Origin of the sequence: Thermoleptolyngbya sp. M55_K2018_002 (assembly GCF_015295965.1) — a bacterium.
Taxonomy (GTDB): Bacteria; Cyanobacteriota; Cyanobacteriia; order Elainellales; family Elainellaceae; genus Thermoleptolyngbya; species Thermoleptolyngbya sichuanensis.
The window spans coordinates 1-20,138 of record NZ_DVEA01000219.1 but is presented as its reverse complement, the minus strand read 5'-3'; the positions used below and the strand labels follow the sequence as shown (position 1 = coordinate 20,138).

The following is a 20,138-nucleotide window of genomic DNA, read 5'->3' as shown; positions in this document are numbered from 1 at the left end:
CGGCTGGGGCGATCGCTGGGCCTCGATTCGCCGCTGGTGCGGGCCTGGCTGACGGGCACCCCTCTGCCCCTCGTACCCCATCGTCGCTGGCTCAGCATTGCCCTGCTCGGCTGTTTGGGCGGGCTGGCGATTCTGGGACTAGATATCCTATTTCAGCCGTGGATGCCAGCCCCGCTCACGGGTTCCGCCGCCACCCGACCCCAAGTGGATCTGTGGAAAGGGCTACTGGCCAGCATTTACGGCGGAATCACCGAAGAACTGTGGCTGCGGCTGGGGCTGATGACCCTGATTGCCTGGGTGCTGTGGCGACTGGCAGCGCGTCCTGTGTCGCCGCCAACCTGGATATTTGGGATGGCGATCGCCCTCTCGTCGCTGCTGTTTGGGCTGGGGCATTTGCCCGCTGCCGCCGCGGTCTGGCCGCTGACAGGGGTGGTGATTGGGCGATCGCTGCTGCTAAACGGGCTGCTGGGACTCGTCTTTGGGGCGCTTTACTGGAAGCTTGGGCTGGAGGCGGCGATGCTGGCCCATTTTTGTGCAGACTTGGCGCTGCGGGGGGTCGGGGGGAGCTAGCCGCAGTCCCCAAATGGCCCAAATTAACCCAAATTAATGAAACCCAAATTAACTTAGGGCAGCGGCTCGAAGAGGAGCGTGGCGGCAAGCTGAATTAGCTCCTGCGGCGGAATTCCCCTGGGTAAACTGGCCAGCCGCACAATGGTTTGCCCCGGAAACTGCGCCGCAGGAATCTCCTGACCAGGCACGTAGCGGTTATGCACCAGGTAGGTCTGCTGGATGCCCAGCGCCCTGAGCGAATCCGTCAGGCGGGCCGCTTCTGCCAGGATTGCCGACTGATTTTGCGCCACGCCGATAAATTCCGTAAAGCTGGGATCTTTCAGCAGCTTTTGCGCCTTCACCACGCGCTGTCGCAGCGTCCGCAGGCGGCTCATCAAATCCACCCGCCCCACCACGTCCTGATATTTCAGCCAGAGCTTAAAAATCCAGCCGAGCCAGTCATTTAGCGCTGTCGGCATTTCCAAAAAGCGCAGCAGATGCCCGGTCGGGGCCGTGTCCAAAATCACCAAATCCTGGCTGCCGTCCTCTAGCAGGTCAATCACGGCGATCAGGGCCAGCATTTCGTCAATGCCAGGGAGCGCCTGGGATACAATCTGCCGCCACGCCTGCGGCCCGTAGGCGATTTGCAGCGCGTCGTCGCCCGTGTCGCCGCTCATCATCTCTGCCAATTCCCACAGGTAATCTTCGCGGAACTGATGCAGCAGGGTGTCTGCGTCGATTTCCTGGGCGCTGAGGTTGGGCAACAGGGGTGTGGGATCGTGACCCAGCACGGTTCCAAAGGCATCGCCCAAGGAATGGGCCGGGTCGATGGAGATGACCCGCACTCGCTGCTGGGGATGGCGCCGGGCCATGCCCTGGGCGATCGCCCCTGAGAGGGTCGTTTTCCCAACGCCACCCTTGCCGCCGATGATCAGAAGACGACGGTGGAGGTCTAAAAAATCGGGAAGCGATGGCGGAATCGGGTGAAGGGTCGATGGCGCAACGGGCGGAGGAATTGGGGGCAGTGGCGCGAGGGTGTGGGGCAGGAGTTGGGGCAGGAGCCTGTCGAGGGCTTCGAGGCCGACGGGTTCGGTGGGCTGCTGGGGCAGGATGAGCAGCAGAGGGTCGGGACAGAGGGCAGCGAACTTTTCCAGGAGGTCGGCCTGTTCGCAGAGGCGATTCCCATAGGGATCGCTGCGCGAATCGCCCTCGCTGGGCTGGCTGTCGGACAAGACGCGATTGACCACAATGCCGCCAATGGGAATGTGGAGCGTGTCGAGGGACTCCAGAAACCGTCGGGTTTCCTGGTAGCTCATCGGTTCCGGGATGGCGACAGCAAGGCAGGCAGTGCGGGTGGCATCTTGCAGCAGGGCGCGACCGTGGGCCAGGCGCGTTTGCATCTCTGCCAAAAACTCATCGGCTGCATCGGCGGCGTGCGTCCCAGCGAAGGTCTGCTGCATCACCCGGTGCTTTTCCTGAAACAGGCTGAGGGCGGCCAGGAACTGATCCAAAAAGTCCATCAGCCCAAACAGATTCAGCGTGTGCCCACTGGGGGCCATGTCCACAACAATTCGGTCACTCTCGCCATCTTCCAGGATGCGCTGAATCTCCAGCAAGCTCATGAGTTCGTCCAGCCCCGGAAAGCCCAGATCCCACACGGGGCTGAGGTCTGCGCCTTCGACAAAGCTGCCGCGTTCCACCAATAGCTCCAGCACCGACCCATAGCGGGCTTTGAACTCGGTCAGCAGGGCCGCCGCATCCAGGGCGCGGGTCTGCACGTTTGGCAAATCAGCGAGCGATCGCGCTTCGTCTGTCACCTCCGTCAGCAGCACATCGCCCAGAGAATGGGCCGGGTCGGTCGATATCAGCAGCACCCGCTCCTGGGGAAATTCGTGCCCCCAGCGGCGGGCGATCGCACAAGAGAGGGTCGTTTTGCCGACACCACCTTTGCCGCTGACCATCAGTAGATGTACAGAATCAAATGGATACATATCGCAGGGATGAGGGGTCAGGGGTTAGGTTTGAAAGGCTCGATCCCCCTCAATCCCCCTTAATAAGGGGGACTTCCAGAGCGGCGCGATTCCCCCCTTGTTAAGGGGGGCTAAGGGGGGATCTCAGGCTGCCTCGTATCGGAACCGATCCCCCCCAATTCCCCTTAGTAAGGGGTACTTCCAGAATGGCTCGATTCCCCCCTTGTTAAGGGGGGCTAGGGGGGACCAAGGTAACGCTGTATTACACTTGCGCCTCCCTCGTTAGGGTTCCCCACCCGCTGGGATGACTAAATGAAGAAACGTGACCCATTCGCCAAATTGGGGCGATCGCAACCATGAGCGACCTGTTTAAGGGATTTGAGCAACTGCTGGAACTGGCCAAAGCCCTCGAAGAAAAAGCCGCCAGCGGCGAACTCAAGACCGACGTGCAGATCCATAGCCGTCCGCTGGGGAATATTCCGCGCCAGGGCAACATTCCCCGCACGGGCAGTCCAACCGGGGGAGCGGGAGTTGGAACCAGCCGTGTCCGCCCTAATGCCGCACCCAATGCCGCAACCAGTGCCGCATCCGATGCTGCCCCCGACACACCGCCCGTGGAAGCACCGGGAGCAGCGCCAACCGCATCGCTGCAAGACCTGGGCGGGCTAGGCGAGGTGCTGCGAGAACTGCGCGAGCATGTGGAACTGCCGCTAAAGCGCCCTGATCTGCTGCAAAAGCTAGGACTGGAACCGACGCAGGGCGTGCTGCTGGTGGGGCCACCGGGCACAGGCAAAACCCTGACGGCGCGGGCGCTAGCGGAGGAATTGGGGGTGAGCTATATCGCCCTAGTCGGACCAGAGGTGATCGGGAAATACTACGGTGAGGCGGAGGCGCGGCTGCGGGGCGTATTTGAGAAAGCGGCAAAGTCTGCGCCCTGCATTGTGTTTATCGACGAAATCGACAGCCTCGCGCCCGACCGGGCCAAAGTGGAAGGCGAGGTGGAAAAGCGGCTGGTGGCGCAGTTGTTGAGCCTGATGGACGGCTTTGCCAAGTCGCAGGGAGTCATCGTGCTGGCGGCGACGAATCGACCCGACCACCTTGACCCGGCCCTGCGGCGACCCGGCCGGTTTGACCGAGAAGTGCAGTTTCGCGTGCCCGACCGCGATGGACGGCTGGAGATTTTGCAGATCCAGACCCGCGCCATGCCCTTGCAAAACGTGGACTTGGGGGCGATCGCCGATCTTTCAGTGGGCATGGTGGGGGCAGATCTGAAGGCGCTGTGCCAGAAGGCCGCCTATCTGGCCCTGCGGCGGCAAGTACCCAGCCTCAGTGCCCCGGTTCCCGCCGACTTGCATATTACCCAGGCAGACTTTTTGCAGGCGTCCCAGGAGATTCGTCCCTCGGTGCTGCGGTCTGTGGAGGTGGAGTCGCCGGACGTGCGCTGGGACGACATCGGCGGGTTAGAGAGCGTCAAGCAAACTCTGCAAGAATCGGTCGAGGGCGCACTGCTCTATCCCGATCTGTATCGGCGCACGGGGGCGACGGCTCCGAGGGGCATCCTGCTGTGGGGCCCGCCAGGGACGGGGAAAACCCTGCTGGCGAAGGCGATCGCCACCCAGGCCCGGGCCAATTTCATTGCGGTGAACGGGCCCGAACTCCTGAGCAAATGGGTCGGCGCGGCCGAGCAAGCCGTTCGGGAACTGTTTGCCAAGGCGCGGCAGGCGGCTCCCTGCGTGGTGTTTATCGACGAGATCGACACGCTGGCTCCGGTGCGGGGCAGTTTTCAGGGCGATTCGGGCGTGGGCGATCGCGTCGTGGGGCAACTGTTGACCGAACTCGATGGCTTGCAGGGCTGCACCAACGTCCTGCTGGTGGCAGCGACGAATCGACCCGATGCCCTCGACCCAGCGCTGATGCGGTCTGGACGGCTGGATCTCCAGCTCAAGATTGACCTGCCAGATGCCGCCAGCCGCCTAGAAATCCTGACGGTACATAACGGCGATCGCCCCCTGGCCCAGGTCGAGCTATCCCACTGGGCTGCTCAAACCGACGGCTGGAACGGCGCAGACCTGGCGCTGCTGAGCAACCAGGCCGCCCTACAAGCCATTCGCCGCCACCGAGCGGCCGGAAACCCTGATCCGAGTGCGCTACACATTACGCAGGAAGACTTTGCGATGGCCCATGCGCTGATTGCTAGCCAGAAGCAGGCGGCAAGGTGAAAAAGGAAAAACGAAGAACGAAAAATAAACTTCTTCGTTCTTCCCTCTTCGTTCTTCTCTCTTCCCTCTTCCCTCTTCCCTGGCTCAGCGCGACAAGTCCGCTGGCAGGCGATTCGCGAAGCGATCCTTTTGGGAATCGCCCGCTGCTAAACTCACGGGCGCGGTGCCAAGCTGGGTGACTTCCATGTAGATGTGCGATAGCCCCACGGGTTGCCGACAGACCGAATCGAGGGAAATGCCTTCAAAGCAGGCGATGATGTCCTGCATGTCTAGGTAGGTGGGCAGCCAGAAGGTGAGGTCGTTGCCGTAGCGGCGGCAGGGAAAGCCGAGTTGCTGGGCGCGGGCGATCGCCCTCTCTTCCTCTGTTGTTTGCACTAGCACCACCTCCTGGGCGGGTACGTAGCGCCGCAGTTCTGCCAGGGTTCCCTCTGCCAACAGGCGGCCGCCTTTGAGAATGCCAATGCGGTGGCAGAGGCGTTCGGCTTCCTCCAGCAGGTGGGTGGTCAGCAGGGTGGTAATGCCCTGGTCGCGCAGACGACGGATGAGTTCCCACAGTTCATAGCGGGCTTCGATGTCGAGGCCGGTGGTGGGTTCATCCAAAATCACGAGTCTGGGCTGATGCACCAGGGCGATCGCCAGACTCAGCCGCCGCTGCATCCCGCCGCTGAGGGTTTCCACAGGCGAGTTGGCGCGGTCGAGCAGGTTTACTGCTGCCAGACAGGTGGCAATGCGGAGATCCCGCTTTTCCCTGGGGATGGCATAAATTCGCGCAAAAAAGTCTAAATTTTCGGCACAGGTGAGCGATCGATACAGCAGGTTTTCCTGAGGTACGATGCCGATCAGCCGCTTGGTGGCATCCGAGACAGGAATGCCGTCGATCGTAATGCGGCCGCTGTCGGGTTGCAGCAGGTTGCAAATCAGGTTAATAGTGGTCGTTTTGCCTGCGCCGTTGGGCCCCAGCAGACCATACACTTCGCCAGCGCGAACTGCCAGCGTTAGATCCTGCAAAATGGGGCGATCGCCGTAGGTTTTGGTCAGCGTTTCTAGATGCAGCACTGTGCTACAGCCTCCTCTCTACCCGCACCATGCGGCGATACGCCAACCAGCCCCCGGCAACCACCGCAATCGCAAAGCCAGTCAGAAAGCGCAGATGTAACCCCACTTCAGCCGGGGTTCCGTCTGCCACGGACACGCCGGCCAGCGCCTCGATCATGTGAAACACCGGGTTGAACTCTGCCAGATTCAGCAGCGCATCGGGAAAAAACTGTGTCGGCACAAACGCGCCGCCTAAAATTAGCAGCGGCACGCCAAAGGTCGCCACCAGCGCATTCACGTCTTCCGTGCGGCGGGCAAACTGCGTCCCCAGAATAAAGCCCACGCCGACGTAGCTGGCAATGCTGAGCAAGATGACCAGCAGCATCAGCGGCGGCGACCCCTCAAAGGTTGCCCCCATAATGCTGGCGGTGGCATAGATCAGCAGCGCTTGCCCCAGCCCAATGTAAGTGTGCGCCAGGAAAATGCCGAGAAAATAGGATGTGCCGCTGAGGGGCGAGATAAACAGCCGCTTGAGGGTCTGCTGCTCGCGCTCTGCGACCACCGTGGACACGCTGCCGCCCAAACAGCTAAAGAACAGGGCCGCGCCCACCAGCGACGCAGGCACACAGCGCTCAAAAGCTTCCGCCTCGGAGAGATTGCCAGATTCGGTGAGCAGGTAGCCGTTGAGCAGCAAAATGGTGACTGGAAACAGCGTCCAAAACAGGAGCGATCGCCCCCGACGCACCAGTTCCCGCAAAATTCGCTGCGCTACTGCCAGCGTTTCTCGCCCATAGCCGCGCACCTTCATGCCAAACTTGACTCCTAACAGGGCCCTTGCCTCCCGGTGCAACCTTCGTGCCAGTGATCCCGCCAATCATACCCTTAAAGTTCACAAGAGTTCATAAACCAGGTGGCAGGGAAAAAACTGGCACGAGGGAATGCCCACGCGCGATCGCCTTTTTACAGTCAACAAGTGATTTAAGCAGGTAGAATCACTGCCACCAAGCGGATAGATCAACCTCTCGTGGATGAATCAGCCAGCTCCGCTGGAGTGGCTGGGTCAGCGTTTTCACCAGCGGAGAGAGTTCGCTTAGCTCTTGTAGTCCATTTTCGGTTTGCAGCTTGATGCCCCGCTGATAGAGCGTATAGCCCCGGCTCAGCGCCACCCGAATGCCGCAGTAATAGTCAGCAATGAGGCCCCGATGGGAGAGCGATCGCCTCACTTGCTCTAGAACCTCTGGGTGGGCCTCTGGGGAAAGCGGGCTAATATCAGTTGCTTTGAATAAATCTCGATCTACAAATCGGCGGCAGAGATCCGCCAGCACCGGGTCGTCGTGCTGCTGCCAGCGTTGCAGATGGTAGATAAACACGCCGTCGTCTGCCTGGAGATATTGCGCCAGGGGCAACGTGTTGCAGTCGCCTTGCAGCCACGCCGTTACCGTGTCGTCGGCCGATAGCTTGCCCAGCGCCAGCAGTTCTCGCGCCCGCCGAAACGCCTGCTGCAACCCCCAGGTCGCCGCAATATTTTTGGGATGGTTATAAATCTGGGCGTACATAAAGTAACGGACAATCAGATAATGCTCGATCGCCGCCATGCCTTTTTTTGCCACGACTAACTGCTGCGTGGTTGGGTCATAGCCCATCGCCATCAGAATTCGATCCAGATCGAGCCGCCCGTAGGATGCGCCAGTGAAGTAGCTGTCGCGCATCAGGTAATCCAGGCGATCGCAGTCTAGCTGGCTGGTCACCAGTTGCCACACCACAGGGAGTGGATGCGTTTTGTGATAAATCTGCGAGAGTTGGGGCAATAATGCGGGGTCGTGTTCATCCAGCCGCGATCGCACGGGTTCCGACTCGTCCAAGATCCGCCGCGTCCAGTGTTCGTGGTGGCTGCCAAAAATCTCTTCGCAGGTGTGGCTAAAGGGGCCATGCCCGATGTCATGCAGCAGCGCCGCACAGAGAACGGCTGCGCGGTAGGGCTGGAGTTCTCTATGACGGGTGGCCAGACGGTCAAAGGCACGACGGGCGATCGCCATCACGCCCAGCGAATGGGTAAACCGCGACGACTCGGCTCCGTGAAACGTCAGGCTGGCGGGGCCCAGTTGGCGAATCCGCCGCAGCCGCTGAAATGCGGGCGTGTCAATCAGGTCTATCAGCAATGCCTCAGTCGGATCAGCGCGATCGAGGGCGATCGCCCCATGCAGTGGGTCGTGATAGGTGCGTCCGGGCATTTATAGGGTTGGGGGTTAAGGGGCGGGGCAGCAGTCAGAACTTGAGCAGTCAAGACTTGAGCAGTCAGGACTTTAGCAGTCAGGCCCCAAGCACAAGATGCCCTGTCGAATCACTCACCCTCATTCTTCCCAACAGGCGGCCTGATATGCCATCCCCAGTTACCCCGCTGCCCCAGCGACGACCATTTGCTGCGTCAGCGCCTCAATTGCCGCCTGATATTGCTCATCGGCTTCCGTAGCGACCTGTTCGCGGCTAGTAATATTGAGCGAAACCGAGCGATCGGGTTCGATGCCGAGGCGATTAATGTCTCGGTGGCTGGGCGTTTCGTAGCGGGCAATGGTCACCGCCAGCCCCGACCCGTCCGACAGCCCAAACAGGGATTGAATCAGCCCTTTGCCAAAGGTCTTTTCGCCAATCAATTGGGCGCGTCCGTTGTCTTGCAGTGCGCCCGCCAGAATCTCGCTGGCGCTGGCCGTGCCCTGGTTCACCAGCACGATCAGCGGATCATCCGTCAGCGGCTCCGACAGGGCCTCAAAGCTATCCTGAATGCCGTCGCGGTTGACCGTGTAGACAATCGTGCCGTCCCGCAGCCACAGCCGCGCAATGTCGATGCCTGCTTGCAGCAAGCCGCCAGGATTGTTCCGCAAGTCCAAAATGTAGGCGTTGGCATCCTGTTTTTCTAGACGGGCGATCGCATGGGCCACCTCTTCTACGGCATTGGCGCTGAACTGGGTGAGGCGAATGTAGCCCACCTGGGTTCCGTCGGGCTGGGGCCGCAGTTCGGCGTAGACCGGGTTGATGGTGATGCGATCGCGCACCAGTTCCACCTCCCAGCTTTTCGGGCTTTCATCGCGCCCAATCGTCAGCACCACACGGCTTCCCGCTGGGCCACGCATCCGCTCGGCGGCTTCGTCCAAGGTTAGGTTCGCAGTTACCTCGCCATCGATCTTCAAGATGCGATCGCGCGGTTGCAGACCAGCCCGGTCTGCGGGGGAACCCTCAATCGGCGTAATCACGCGCAGATCGCCCGTATCCGGATCTTGGGCAATTTGCAGCCCCACACCGCTCAGTTCGCCAGACGTATTGGTTTGCAGACTGCGATACTGATCCGGCTTCAGCAGGCGCGTGTAGGGGTCGTCCAGCCCTGCCAGCATTTGCTGAATCGCGGCATAGGTATCCTCGCGGTTGGTGGGAGCCTGCTTCAGCACCTTCTGGCGCACCAGCCACCAGTTCTGGTTATTAAAGGTGCTGTCCACATAGGCCCGATCGACAATCCGCCACACTTCATTCAGCAGCTTTTGCTCCTCGGTAAAGGCATAAGCAGGCGGAGTATTCACCTGCAACGCCATCAACCCCGTAAAGAACCAAACCAGCACAAACCCAAGTAGTCGCTTTAATCCCTGGCGCTCTAACCCCAGGCGCTTTAATCGATGTTGCTTCATAAAACATATCTTAACGTTCTACTCAGACGGCGGCTATCTCAGGCGTACCTGTTCTAAAAGGATCGGCGGCGATCGCCCCAAGCCTGCTCCCTTCGAGTTAACCAGCCATCGTAGCAGAACCCGCAGTCTTTATCACTTCTCTGTAAAATTGCAGCGCCGCCCAAAAAGTTGAATGAAACCTGTGCCGGATCTTGGTTACAGCGTGAAATCTGATGAGTAGCTATGTTACATTCTTTAGAAATGGCAATACATCTCTCTTTTGGAATTCTTGCTTCATGTTTACAAAGCAGGTAACTGACTCGAAAGCGTACCAGTGGTTTCAGGAACGGCTGGAAATCCAGGCGATCGCCGACGATATCAGCACTAAGTACGTTCCTCCCCACGTCAATATCTTCTACTGTCTCGGTGGCATCACCCTGACCTGTTTCATCATTCAGTTCGCCACCGGGTTTGCAATGACCTTTTATTACAAACCCACTGTGACTGAAGCGTTCTCCTCGATTCAGTACCTGATGACTGAGGTGAACTTTGGCTGGCTCATCCGCTCGATCCATCGCTGGTCTGCCAGCATGATGGTGCTGATGATGATCCTGCACGTCTTCCGGGTTTATCTGACGGGCGGCTTCAAGAAGCCCCGCGAACTGACCTGGGTAACGGGCGTAATTCTGGCGGTCATCACTGTCTCCTTTGGCGTGACGGGCTATTCGCTGCCTTGGGATCAGGTCGGCTATTGGGCGGTCAAGATCGTGTCCGGCGTTCCCAGCGCTATTCCTGTCGTCGGCGACCAGATTGTGGAACTCATGCGCGGTGGCGATAGCGTGGGTCAGGCAACGCTGACTCGCTTCTACAGCCTCCATACCTTTGTGCTTCCCTGGTCGATTGCGGTGTTCATGCTGCTGCACTTCCTGATGATCCGCAAGCAGGGTATCTCTGGCCCCTTGTAGGTCGCACGGATCGGGTCGCTGAGTTGAAAGAGGGCGATCGCCCTTTCAATGCTTCGGCCGATCCTTTACACTGCTGGAATCAGTTAGCTGCTGGGAACCCCAACCGTCTTCCCCTCTGTTCGATCCTTGCTGCTTAGGAGAAACCTGAATCATATGGCAACCATTAAGAAGCCGGATCTTAGCGATCCCGCATTGCGCGAGAAACTTAGGAAAGGCATGGGTCACAACTACTATGGTGAACCCGCCTGGCCCAATGACCTGCTATACATCTTCCCGGTCGTGATCCTGGGAACCATCGGCTGCGTGGTGGCGCTAGCTGTGCTAGACCCCGCTCTCGTGGGCGAACCCGCCGATCCGTTTGCGACTCCCCTGGAAATCCTGCCGGAGTGGTACCTGTACCCCGCATTCCAGATTCTCCGAATCGTGCCGAACAAGCTGCTGGGTGTGGCGCTGCAAAGTGCTATTCCCCTGGGCTTGATGCTGGTTCCTTTCATCGAAAGCGTGAACAAGTTCCAGAACCCCTTCCGCCGTCCAGTCGCGACGACGGTCTTCCTGTTTGGAACGCTGGTGACGCTGTGGCTGGGCATCGGCGCAACGTTCCCGATCGACAAGTCTTTGACCCTGGGCTTGTTCTAGGGATGTTTTTCTAGCTTTATTGGAGCGACTTGCTCCAGATTGGAGCGACTTGCTCCAGCTGACTCGGCGCTCGTGCATCTACTGGGAGTGTATTTTTCTCTTCTGGTTGCTGTACGGGCGCTTTGTTGTGAAATAGTCTTAGCTTTGAACCGGAGCGCTCGACGCAGACTGCCTCAATCCTTTGCCGTTTCGCCGAATCTTAAATCGTGGTGGATGTCATTCAGCAGCGAGAGCGATTGGTGGTGCCCAGCCAGCTAACCGCTCTGAATCCAATCCAAACCTGGTTCCGACAGTTTTGCCTGCAAAACAAAGGGCGCTATCCCTGGCTGGCCCATCAGTGCGATCGCCTCAATTTAGCGCTGGCTGAAGGCTTCACCAACGCTGTGCGCCATGCCCACCGGGGGTTGCCGCCAGAAACACCAATCGAGATTGCGCTGGCGCTGCATGAAGACTGGATCGAAATCCGAATTTGGGACTGTGGACGGCCGTTTAATCCCGATCGGCTAAAGGAACCCCAACCCGGCACGCTGCAATCGGGGGGCTATGGCTGGTTTTTGCTGCGGCGGTTGACCGATCGCGTGTCCTATGACCGCTACATCGACGGGCGCAACTGCCTGCAACTGGTAACCTACGGCTTTAAGCACCCAGTCTAGGTTTAGCAGCTAGACGGGCTGATCGATCTGCTGCGCCGTTCCCGACCCATCCGATCTGAATCGTGTCGGCTGAATTGCTCAAGGATCGCGCCTTGAAGTGGTAGCCTGTAGAGTTGATGTGTGTTGTAGAGGGAGGCGTTATGAGCGAAGATGCCGTTAAGGTCATGAAGCAGCAGGTGGGTATTGCGGCGGCGCAGCGCGTGCAGTCTGGCTCCATCGTAGGGCTGGGAACTGGGTCTACGACGGCCTTTGCAATTGAGCATTTGGGCGATCGCCTCAAATCGGGCGACCTGAAAGACATCAAAGGCATTCCGACCTCGTTTCAGGCATCGGTGCTGGCTAAGAAGTATGGCATTCCCTTGGTCACGCTGGACGATGTGGAAAAAATCGACATCGCCATTGACGGGGCTGATGAGGTTGATCCCAATAAGGTGCTGATCAAAGGCGGCGGCGCAGCCCACACTCGCGAGAAAATCGTGGACTCTCTGGCCGATGTGTTCATCGTCGTGGTGGACAGTACCAAACTGGTAGAGACACTGGGGTCTACGTTTCCGCTGCCCGTCGAGGTGCTGCCTGTGGCGGTGGCCCCGGTGACGCGGGCGCTGAAGGCACTGGGCGGCACACCCGAACTACGGATGGGCGTAAAGAAGGATGGCCCAGTGATTACGGATCAGGGCAATATGATTCTGGATGTGACCTTCGGCAGCATTCCCAACCCGGCTGAGTTTGAGAAGACGCTGAATAATATTCCGGGTGTTTTGGACAACGGCCTGTTTGTGGGGCTAGCGGATGTGGTGCTGGTGGGCGAAATCAAAGAGGGACAGCCCACTGTCCGGGAGCTATAGCGCGGGAGCTATAGCGCGGGAGCTATAGCGCGGGAACTGTAGCCGCTCTGACGGGCGAAAGAAAGTCAAACCCTAAGCAGGTTTTGAGAAGTGGTTGACACGGCGGGCAAAAAGCTGAGACTTCAGCCCGTACTCGATCGCCTCCAAAATGCGAATCACACCTGTAGTGTTGATCATTTCAGGAGACTTGCCTGCCCGCTGGGCAGCCTGCATGGCCTTATCGGTGAGTTTGTGGCTGGTGTAGCCCGTCATAACGAGAACTAAATCGGCGCTGGCAACGTGGCTTTCGGCCTGTTCGGCAATCTGTGGGCCCGCCTGCGCCGTACACCAGATTAGTTCGACTTTTGACTCCCTCAAACGGTTTCGCACGGCGGTTTCTAATCGGTCATGCCCGCCGAAAATGACCACTTTGCCCTCAAGCTGGGCATAGGGGTTGGGGCGCTTTTCGGAGGTGCGATGGCGGACACGGGGCTGGACGTTGGGCGCACGCTCGACGCGGGAGCGGTTTTCTAGCGCTTTGTTGTAGATAAACGTGAGGGTCTGCTCGTGGCTACCACGCAGGCGAGCGACGGGCCCCTCCTCGCTGTAGGCGTTAATTTGCTCGATGAGCTTATCGACGACCTCTTCCAGTGCTCCGATCGCCTTCAGATCATGCACGTAGCCTCGAATGGCGATCGCCGCATCGGTTGCATTATAGAAATCTTCCTGCTCTGCAATCATTTCCAGCAGGTCATCTTTGAGGGCCTGTCGCCAGCGGGCTGCCTGCTCCGCGACGCGCTCATCGATCAGCCGCTCCTCTTTCAAAATCATCTGGCGATCGACCATTTGTGCCGCCAGTTCTGGCGCATCGGCAATTTTCTGGCGCAGGTCGGCGACTTTTTCTTCTAATTTGGTACGGGTCACGCTGTCTGAAAAATCGCCTGGCTCAAACTTAGAGAGCATTCGCTCCGTTTCCTGGAGTAGCGGTTCTAATCTCTGGCGAATTTCGACAACTTTTTGCTGAATTTGTTCATCCCGCTGCTGCTGTAATCGTTTTTCTTCTAGCTCTATCTTTGCCAGGGATAATAAATCTTTGACGGATGACTCTAGATCATCTAAATCGCTAATATCCATACGCTTTTCTCCAAAACAATAAGTGATTAACTAGTGATTAACTTAGGGGCTATGAATTCAGACGGATAAAAAGAAAAAGCCATCGATACCCATCCGCAGTACCAATATTGGGGGGTATCGATTATCAAATGGTATCGATCGTGGCATCTACGTCAGTTAATCCCAGTCGGTTAATCCCAGCATCCAGGCAAGGACTGGTGTTTCCGCATAAGAATCTAAATACTATCTCGAATCGGACTCGTATCGAATCTTGAAGACTATCTTGCTCGTTATGAATCCCAAGTTCTTACTGCTAAGCCCTTTGGCAAACTCGTTGTCAAGCTTTTTGACGAACTCTCTGTCGAACCTTCTGTCGAACTTGCTGTCAAATACTCTACCAAACCCCCTATCCCCCCTCCTGCCGCCGCTTTGCCAGGCCATAATATGGCTAAACTATCGAATCTGTAGGTTTATCAATGCACTAAGTTGACGATACTCCTATTATTGCTACTTTTGAAGGGGTTGCCCTTTTCGCATAAGACCCCTTCTCAAAATCCTATGCTCTATCGACGGTTTGGACGGACTGGGCTGGCAATGCCCGTTTTTTCTTGTGGCGGAATGCGCTATCAGCACAAGTGGCAGGATACGCCGCTGGATCAGATTCCGTCCGATAATCAGGAAAATTTAGAAGCCACGATTCGGCGATCGCTCGAAGTGGGTATCAACCACATCGAAACGGCGCGGGGCTACGGCAGCTCAGAACTGCAACTGGGTCAGATTTTGCCGAAACTGCCGCGCGACCAGATCATCGTGCAAACCAAAGTATCGCCCACGGCAGACCCGCGAGACTTTGAGCAAAAACTGGAGCAATCGCTCGCTTACCTGAATCTGGACTATATCGATCTGCTGGGGCTGCACGGCATCAACACGCCAGAACTGCTGGACTATAGCCTGCGGCCGGGCGGCTGTCTGGATGTGGCGCGACGGTTTCAGGCGCGGGGGCGCGTGCGGTTTGTGGGCTTTTCGACCCACGGGCCGACGGAGGTGATTGTGCGGGCGATCGCCTCCGACCAATTCGATTACGTCAACCTGCACTGGTACTACATCAACCAGATCAACTGGCCCGCCATCGAAGCCGCCCACCGCCACGACATGGGCGTGTTCATCATCAGCCCGTCCGACAAAGGCGGAATGCTCTACAACCCGCCGCCCCGATTGGTGGAACTTTGCCACCCCCTCAGTCCGATGGTGTTCAACAACCTGTTTTGCCTCAGCCATCCGCAGGTGCATACGCTCAGCATTGGCGCGGCCCGCCCTAGCGACTTTGACGAGCATCTAAAAACGCTGGAATTGCTCGATCGCGCTGACGAAGTGCTGCCGCCCATTTTGCATCAGCTTGAGCAGGGGGCGATCGCCGCGCTGGGCGAGGACTGGTACAAGACCTGGGACGTGGGCCTGCCGAACCATCAAGACGTGCCCAATCAGATTAATATTCGCTCGATCCTGTGGCTGCGAAACTTGGCGATCGCCTTTGGACTGACTGAATTTGCCAAAACCCGCTACAACATGCTGGGCGGGGCTAGCCACTGGTTTCCGGGCAACAAGGCCGACGAAGTTCAATCCCTCGACCTGCGCGACTGCCTGCGCCACAGCCCCCACGCCGACCAGATTCCCCGCCTGCTCGCCGAGACTCACGAACTGCTGGGTGGTGCAGCGGTCAAGCGCCTGTCGCAGAGCTAGGAGCCATGCATTTTGCAGGCAGTGGTGTTCCAAACTGGTGCTTAATTCTCTAGTGCTTAATTCTCCGGTGCTTAATTCTTCAGCCCCGTCGTCGCAATGCCGCCAATCAACTGGCGCTGTCCGACCGCAAACAGCGCCACCACAGGCACCGTCACCAGCACCACCGCCGCCATCAGCAGCGACCAGCTATTCGTAAACTGCTCCTGAAACTCCGCCAGCGCCAGTTGCACGGTTCGCAACTCTGGGCGCGTCGTGAACACCAGCGGCTTAAACAAATCATTCCACTCGCCGATAAAGGTAAACAGGAACAGCGTCACCAGCGCGGGTCGGGCCAGCGGCAGCACAACCCGCCCCAGCACTTGCAGACGGGTAGCACCGTCTAACGCGGCCGCTTCCTCTAGCTCGATGGGGATGGTCTGAAAAAACTGCCGCATCAGGAAAATGCCGAATCCATTGACTGCCGTCGGCAAGATCAGCGCCCCGTAGGTGTTGATCAGGTGTCCTGTTTTTAATACCCAAAAAATCGGAATCACCAAAAGCTGGAACGGAATCACCAGCGTCGCCAGCACCAGCGCCAGCACAGTCTGTCGTCCCCAAAAGCGAAACCTCGCCAGGGCATAGCCTGCCAGTGCCGAGAGCAGGATTTGCAGGGCGGTGACGGCAAGCGCTACGAAGGTAGAGTTGGCGATCGCCCCCAGAAAGTGCCCCCGCGCCCACACCTGGCGATAGTTGTCGAGCGTCAGCCCTGCCCTATCTCCCGTCTGAAACGAAGTCCACAGCACCACGCCCAGCGGCAGCAGCACCAGCCCCGCCCCCAGGCCCAGCAGCAGCCCGTTGAGCCAGCGCCACAGATTCAACGACAGGCTGGGAAACCGACTAGAAAGCATAACGTGATTCTAGAGAAGGAGCCAGCAGCGAAATCTTGTGCGATACAGTATGGATCAACGGTTTAGGCTTGGGCATAGATATAGATCTATGATGTCGTTGAACAGGATATCAGCTACAAGGGGACTCTAGTTTAACCATTCCATGCCGAAACCCAGTAGAGTAGAGTTTGGGCATATTTTAAGTTAAGCAAACTAGGGCACTGATTTCTTTACACTGGTTTCTTCCCAAAGCTGCTGCAAGTTGGAGACTTTCCTCCAAACCACGCCAGCAGACAGACTGACCCCGCAATGCTTAACGTCACGGCTCGATTTGCCGCCATTGCCCCTCGCTCTCGTCTAAACGTTCTGGACACCGCCGATCTCAGCGCTGCCCGAACAGACCTACAGGAGCTTGTTTTCCACCGTTTCGACCCTCAGTCAGGAGACCGACCCTACTATGCCGCAGCTTGAGCTTACCCCAGAACTCGACTATCAGAGTGCCGTCTACAGAGATGCCTATAGCCGCATCAACGCCATTGTGATTGAGGGCGAAGAGGAAGCCTTCGACAACTACCAGCGCCTTGCAGAGTTGATGCCCGATCACAAAGACCAGTTGATTGGCCTGTCGAAGATGGAAAGCCGCCACAAGAAGGGCTTTCAGGCCTGTGGGCGAAACCTATCCGTTGAGCCAGACATGGCCTTTGCCAAGGAATTTTTTGCCGACCTGCACCGCAACTTTCAGGAGGCCGCAGCCCAGGGCAAAATCGTGACCTGCCTGCTGATTCAGTCGCTAATTATCGAGTGCTTTGCGATTTCTGCGTACAACATCTATATTCCGGTGGCAGACGACTTTGCCCGCAAGATCACCGAAGGCGTGGTGAAGGATGAGTATCTGCACCTGAACTTTGGCGAAGAATGGCTGAAGGCGAACTTTGAAGCATCTAAGGCAGAGCTAGAGGAAGCCAACAGGCAAAACCTGCCGCTGGTGTGGCGGATGCTGAACCAGGTGGAAAACGATGCCAAGGAACTGGGCATGGAAAAAGAAGCCCTGGTAGAGGATTTCATGATCAGCTACGGCGAAGCGCTGAGCAACATTGGCTTCACCACTCGCGACATCATGCGGATGTCTGCCTACGGGCTGTCGGCTGCCTAGACGGGCGATCGCCCTCTAGTCCTGCTTTCCCCAGTCCCCTGAGCAGCTCGGTTCTCCTCTAAGCTAGGGGCTGGGGAAAATGTTTTGTGACAATTTTTGCCCGCTTTATGCTGTCCGCAGCCCAAGGATGACCGCGCCACACCGTATTCTAATCTTGTTGAGTGAAAGGGATTTTCCATGAAGGCGCAGGTATTTCGCGGGGTCAACCAACTGAGCTACGAAGACGTGCCCGTGCCAGAACTGGCGGCAGACGAGGTGCTGGTGCAGGTGCGGGTGGTGGGCTTGTGCCAATCGGATATCAAGAAGATTCGCTATCCGCTGTATGAGCCGCCGCGCATCTTTGGGCACGAAACGGCGGGCATAATTGCGGCAGTGGGCGACGACGTGCGGGGCTGGTGGCCGGGGCAGCGGGTGGTCGTGCTGCACCACATTCCCTGTATGCACTGCGGCTATTGCCTGAATGAAAATTACTCCATGTGCGAGGTGTATAAAAGCATCAGCACAACGGCCGGGTTTGTGCCCAGCGGCGGCGGCTTTGCGGAATATGTGAAAGTGCCGGGGCATATTGTGCAGCACGGCGGCTTGATCGAAATTCCCGACGATGTGACCTTTGAGCAGGCCAGCTTTGTGGAGCCGACCAACTGCTGTTTGAAGGCCGTGAAAAAGGCGCAGGTGCAGCCGGGGCAAACGGTGCTGGTGACGGGGGCGGGGCCGATTGGGCTGATGTTTGTGATGTTGGTGAAGTATTTTGGCGCAAGGGCGATCGCCACCGATTTGATCCCCTCCCGCCTGGAAAAAGCCCGCCATCTGGGAGCCGAGGCCGCCTTCGATCCGCGAGATGCCGACCTGCCTGCCAAAATTCGCGCCCTGACAAGCGGCATGGGCGTAGACACGACGCTGCTGGCGGTTCCCAGCGACAAGGCATTTTTTCAGGCGCTCGACTGCACGCGCAAGGGCGGCAAAATTCTATTCTTTGCCGAGTTTCCCGATGAGGTGGAAATTCCGATCAATCCCAACATTCTCTATCGCCGCGAGATCGATCTGATGGGCAGCTACAGTTCGTCCTACAAGGTGCAGAGCCTCGCCGCCGATATTGTATTCAACAAGCGCATTGATGTGGATGCCCTGGTGAGCGATCGCTTTCCGCTGAGTGATCTCGCCGCTGCGGTCGATCGCGCTGTGTCGCCCACGCCCGACACGTTCAAAATCTTGATTGATGTGGGGCAAGGCTAGTGATATTTATATACTAAATGAGAGAGGGATAGAACCTGCATGGCTCTATCCCTTTTGGATTCATCAGATTGAGCTTAGACAAACTGGAACATGGTGCTATTTAGATTCAGCTTGCCGTTCCCCTGAACAATCGCAATCAGTTCATCCGTGCGTCCAGTTTCCAGGAAAATAGCCGTTCCTTTGGGCAATCCTTGGGGTGCGGAACCCAGGCGATAGTCGGACGCTTTGCCGTGCAGTTGGATCACATCCTGCTGTCGGTTGAAATCTTTGATCAGCGCGTAATCTTTGAATCCTGGGTTATTCCGCTTGCCGTCATCATAGAAGACGCGCTGCTGATCGCCTAGCACAAACAGATCGCGTCCGGGGCCACCCGTGAGTTGGTCGATTTCGTTTCGCCCTGGCGTGCGGGTGTTGGGGTTTACACCGATTAAAATGTCGTTCCCGCCGCGTCCATTGAGCCGATCGTTCCCCCGAAGCCCCACCAGCATTTCGCCTGCATTCGTTCCGGTGAGCGTATCCTTGCGATTGGTGCCTCGGAGCGATCGCATTCCGGGTGCAGGCGACAGATCTGGCAGACCCACGGGCGCTCCAATGGGCGCTCCAATCGGCGCTCCAATGGGTGCAGCATTGGGTGGCTGCGGCAGTAGCGAATCTTGAGGACGGCCGGGCTGATTGATGCCACCACCGGGGCGATCGTCGTCTAAGATCGTGATCGTTGCTTCTCGGTTGCCCTGCAAAATCGCATTTCCGCCTTGCACCTCAAGCAGCCGCATCACAATTGTTTCATCGCCTTCGATGAGCGTATCTTGCAGAATGGGAATCGTAATTGTTTTGCTCGATTCACCAGGCTGGAATAAGACGAAATCTGACTGAGGTAAGATATAGTCTGAGCCGTTGGTTGCGGTGCCGCCAGTAATTTCGTAAGCAACCTGAGAGGCCAGGTGCAAATCGCTAGAGCGCGTCACTGTCACCTGTGCGCCGACGGGCACGCCGTTTTCGCCAATCTGATAGGTGGGCTGACTAAAGGACAGCACCGATGCAATTTCAAACTGCTGGGCATAGATGCCGTAGCCGTCGCCATCTTGCCCCTGGCTTTGCCAAGTGACGATGAAATTGCCATCCCCCTGCATGGCGACCGTTGGGACAACCTGGAGGCCTGGAGTGTGGGAGTTTACCCGCAGTTCATTGCTGAGGGGGCTGCCTGTGGCGCTAAAGCGACGCATGTAGATGTCGGCATCATTGCGCTCCTGGGTGCTGGCCCACGTAACCACAAAGTTGCCTTGAGAATCGAGTGCAATGCTGGGGGCATAGTGGGAGCCTGTCGGAGTCTGGTTGATTTGAATCTCGTCGCTGAGGGGCTGCCCTGCGGCATCAAACCGTCGGGCAACCAGCCCTTTGTTTTGACAGCCCCAGGCCACGACAAACGAACCATCTGCGCCCATGGCCACCTTTGCACCCAATTGATCGCTCTCAGTGGTCAGGTTGACAGGAAGTTCGCCGCCCACAGGTCGGCCGTTGACATTAAATCG

The 20,138-nt window shown here is 57.9% G+C and carries 17 protein-coding genes; 9 read left to right on the top strand and 8 right to left on the bottom strand.

From position 1 onward, the window contains the following. Positions 1-570, top strand: a 570-nt coding sequence (locus tag IGS51_RS10970) for a CPBP family intramembrane glutamic endopeptidase (protein ID WP_297078433.1), incomplete at its 5' end; no start/stop codon positions are given. A gap of 53 nt (positions 571-623) precedes the next feature. Here the strand turns inward: IGS51_RS10970 and IGS51_RS10965 are convergent. Next, positions 624-2,540, bottom strand: a complete 1,917-nt coding sequence (locus IGS51_RS10965; RefSeq protein WP_297078432.1) for an ArsA family ATPase — start codon at positions 2,538-2,540, stop codon at positions 624-626. Positions 2,541-2,875: 335 nt separating this feature from the next. Between IGS51_RS10965 and IGS51_RS10960 the strand changes: the two genes are divergently transcribed. Next, positions 2,876-4,738, top strand: a complete 1,863-nt coding sequence (locus tag IGS51_RS10960) for an AAA family ATPase (RefSeq protein WP_297078431.1) — start codon at positions 2,876-2,878, stop codon at positions 4,736-4,738. A gap of 84 nt (positions 4,739-4,822) precedes the next feature. Here the strand turns inward: IGS51_RS10960 and IGS51_RS10955 are convergent, their stop codons facing one another. The 4 genes from IGS51_RS10955 to ctpA form a co-directional block, all read right to left on the bottom strand. Further along, the gene (locus tag IGS51_RS10955) at positions 4,823-5,794 is read right to left on the bottom strand and encodes an ABC transporter ATP-binding protein (protein ID WP_297078430.1); all 972 of its coding nucleotides are present in this window, start codon (positions 5,792-5,794) and stop codon (positions 4,823-4,825) included. Between the two features lie 4 nt (positions 5,795-5,798). Next, the gene (locus IGS51_RS10950; protein WP_297078429.1) at positions 5,799-6,581 is read right to left on the bottom strand and encodes an ABC transporter permease; all 783 of its coding nucleotides are present in this window, start codon (positions 6,579-6,581) and stop codon (positions 5,799-5,801) included. 184 nt (positions 6,582-6,765) lie between these two features. Continuing rightward, the gene (locus IGS51_RS10945) at positions 6,766-8,004 is read right to left on the bottom strand and encodes an HD domain-containing protein (RefSeq protein WP_297078428.1); all 1,239 of its coding nucleotides are present in this window, start codon (positions 8,002-8,004) and stop codon (positions 6,766-6,768) included. Positions 8,005-8,163: 159 nt separating this feature from the next. After that, complete coding sequence (gene ctpA / locus IGS51_RS10940) at positions 8,164-9,447, bottom strand: carboxyl-terminal processing protease CtpA (protein ID WP_297078427.1); 1,284 nt, start codon at positions 9,445-9,447, stop codon at positions 8,164-8,166. 275 nt (positions 9,448-9,722) lie between these two features. Here ctpA and petB point away from each other — a divergent pair, with 275 nt between their 5' ends. The 4 genes from petB to rpiA all read left to right on the top strand — a co-directional run bounded on the left by petB (position 9,723) and on the right by rpiA (position 12,525). Continuing rightward, positions 9,723-10,391, top strand: coding sequence for a cytochrome b6 (gene petB, locus IGS51_RS10935; RefSeq protein WP_172353992.1), 669 nt, complete (start codon positions 9,723-9,725; stop codon positions 10,389-10,391). A gap of 153 nt (positions 10,392-10,544) precedes the next feature. Further along, positions 10,545-11,027 carry a cytochrome b6-f complex subunit IV gene (gene petD / locus IGS51_RS10930; RefSeq protein ID WP_297078426.1) on the top strand — a complete coding sequence of 161 codons (483 nt, stop codon included), beginning with the start codon at positions 10,545-10,547 and terminating at the stop codon, positions 11,025-11,027. Between the two features lie 206 nt (positions 11,028-11,233). Continuing rightward, positions 11,234-11,680, top strand: a complete 447-nt coding sequence (locus tag IGS51_RS10925; RefSeq protein WP_297078425.1) for an anti-sigma regulatory factor — start codon at positions 11,234-11,236, stop codon at positions 11,678-11,680. Between the two features lie 140 nt (positions 11,681-11,820). Further along, on the top strand, positions 11,821-12,525 hold the full coding sequence (gene rpiA, locus IGS51_RS10920; RefSeq protein WP_297078424.1) for a ribose-5-phosphate isomerase RpiA: 705 nt from the start codon (positions 11,821-11,823) through the stop codon (positions 12,523-12,525). Positions 12,526-12,597: 72 nt separating this feature from the next. Here the strand turns inward: rpiA and IGS51_RS10915 are convergent, their stop codons facing one another. Further along, positions 12,598-13,638 (bottom strand): DUF2325 domain-containing protein, encoded by a 1,041-nt coding sequence (locus tag IGS51_RS10915; RefSeq protein WP_297078423.1) that lies wholly within the window; start codon positions 13,636-13,638, stop codon positions 12,598-12,600. Positions 13,639-14,175: 537 nt separating this feature from the next. Here IGS51_RS10915 and IGS51_RS10910 point away from each other — a divergent pair. Next, positions 14,176-15,357, top strand: a complete 1,182-nt coding sequence (locus IGS51_RS10910; RefSeq protein WP_297078422.1) for an aldo/keto reductase — start codon at positions 14,176-14,178, stop codon at positions 15,355-15,357. A gap of 71 nt (positions 15,358-15,428) precedes the next feature. Here IGS51_RS10910 and IGS51_RS10905 read toward each other — a convergent pair whose 3' ends face one another. Next, complete coding sequence (locus IGS51_RS10905) at positions 15,429-16,244, bottom strand: carbohydrate ABC transporter permease (protein WP_297078421.1); 816 nt, start codon at positions 16,242-16,244, stop codon at positions 15,429-15,431. Between the two features lie 436 nt (positions 16,245-16,680). Here IGS51_RS10905 and IGS51_RS10900 point away from each other — a divergent pair, with 436 nt between their 5' ends. Further along, the gene (locus IGS51_RS10900) at positions 16,681-17,376 is read left to right on the top strand and encodes an aldehyde oxygenase (deformylating) (protein ID WP_297078434.1); all 696 of its coding nucleotides are present in this window, start codon (positions 16,681-16,683) and stop codon (positions 17,374-17,376) included. A 177-nt stretch (positions 17,377-17,553) separates the two neighbouring features. Next, on the top strand, positions 17,554-18,609 hold the full coding sequence (locus tag IGS51_RS10895; protein WP_297078420.1) for a zinc-dependent dehydrogenase: 1,056 nt from the start codon (positions 17,554-17,556) through the stop codon (positions 18,607-18,609). 74 nt (positions 18,610-18,683) lie between these two features. On the opposite strand, the gene IGS51_RS10890 is transcribed toward IGS51_RS10895, so the two are convergent. Next, positions 18,684-20,138, bottom strand: a 1,455-nt coding sequence (locus IGS51_RS10890) for a Calx-beta domain-containing protein (protein WP_297078419.1), incomplete at its 5' end; no start/stop codon positions are given.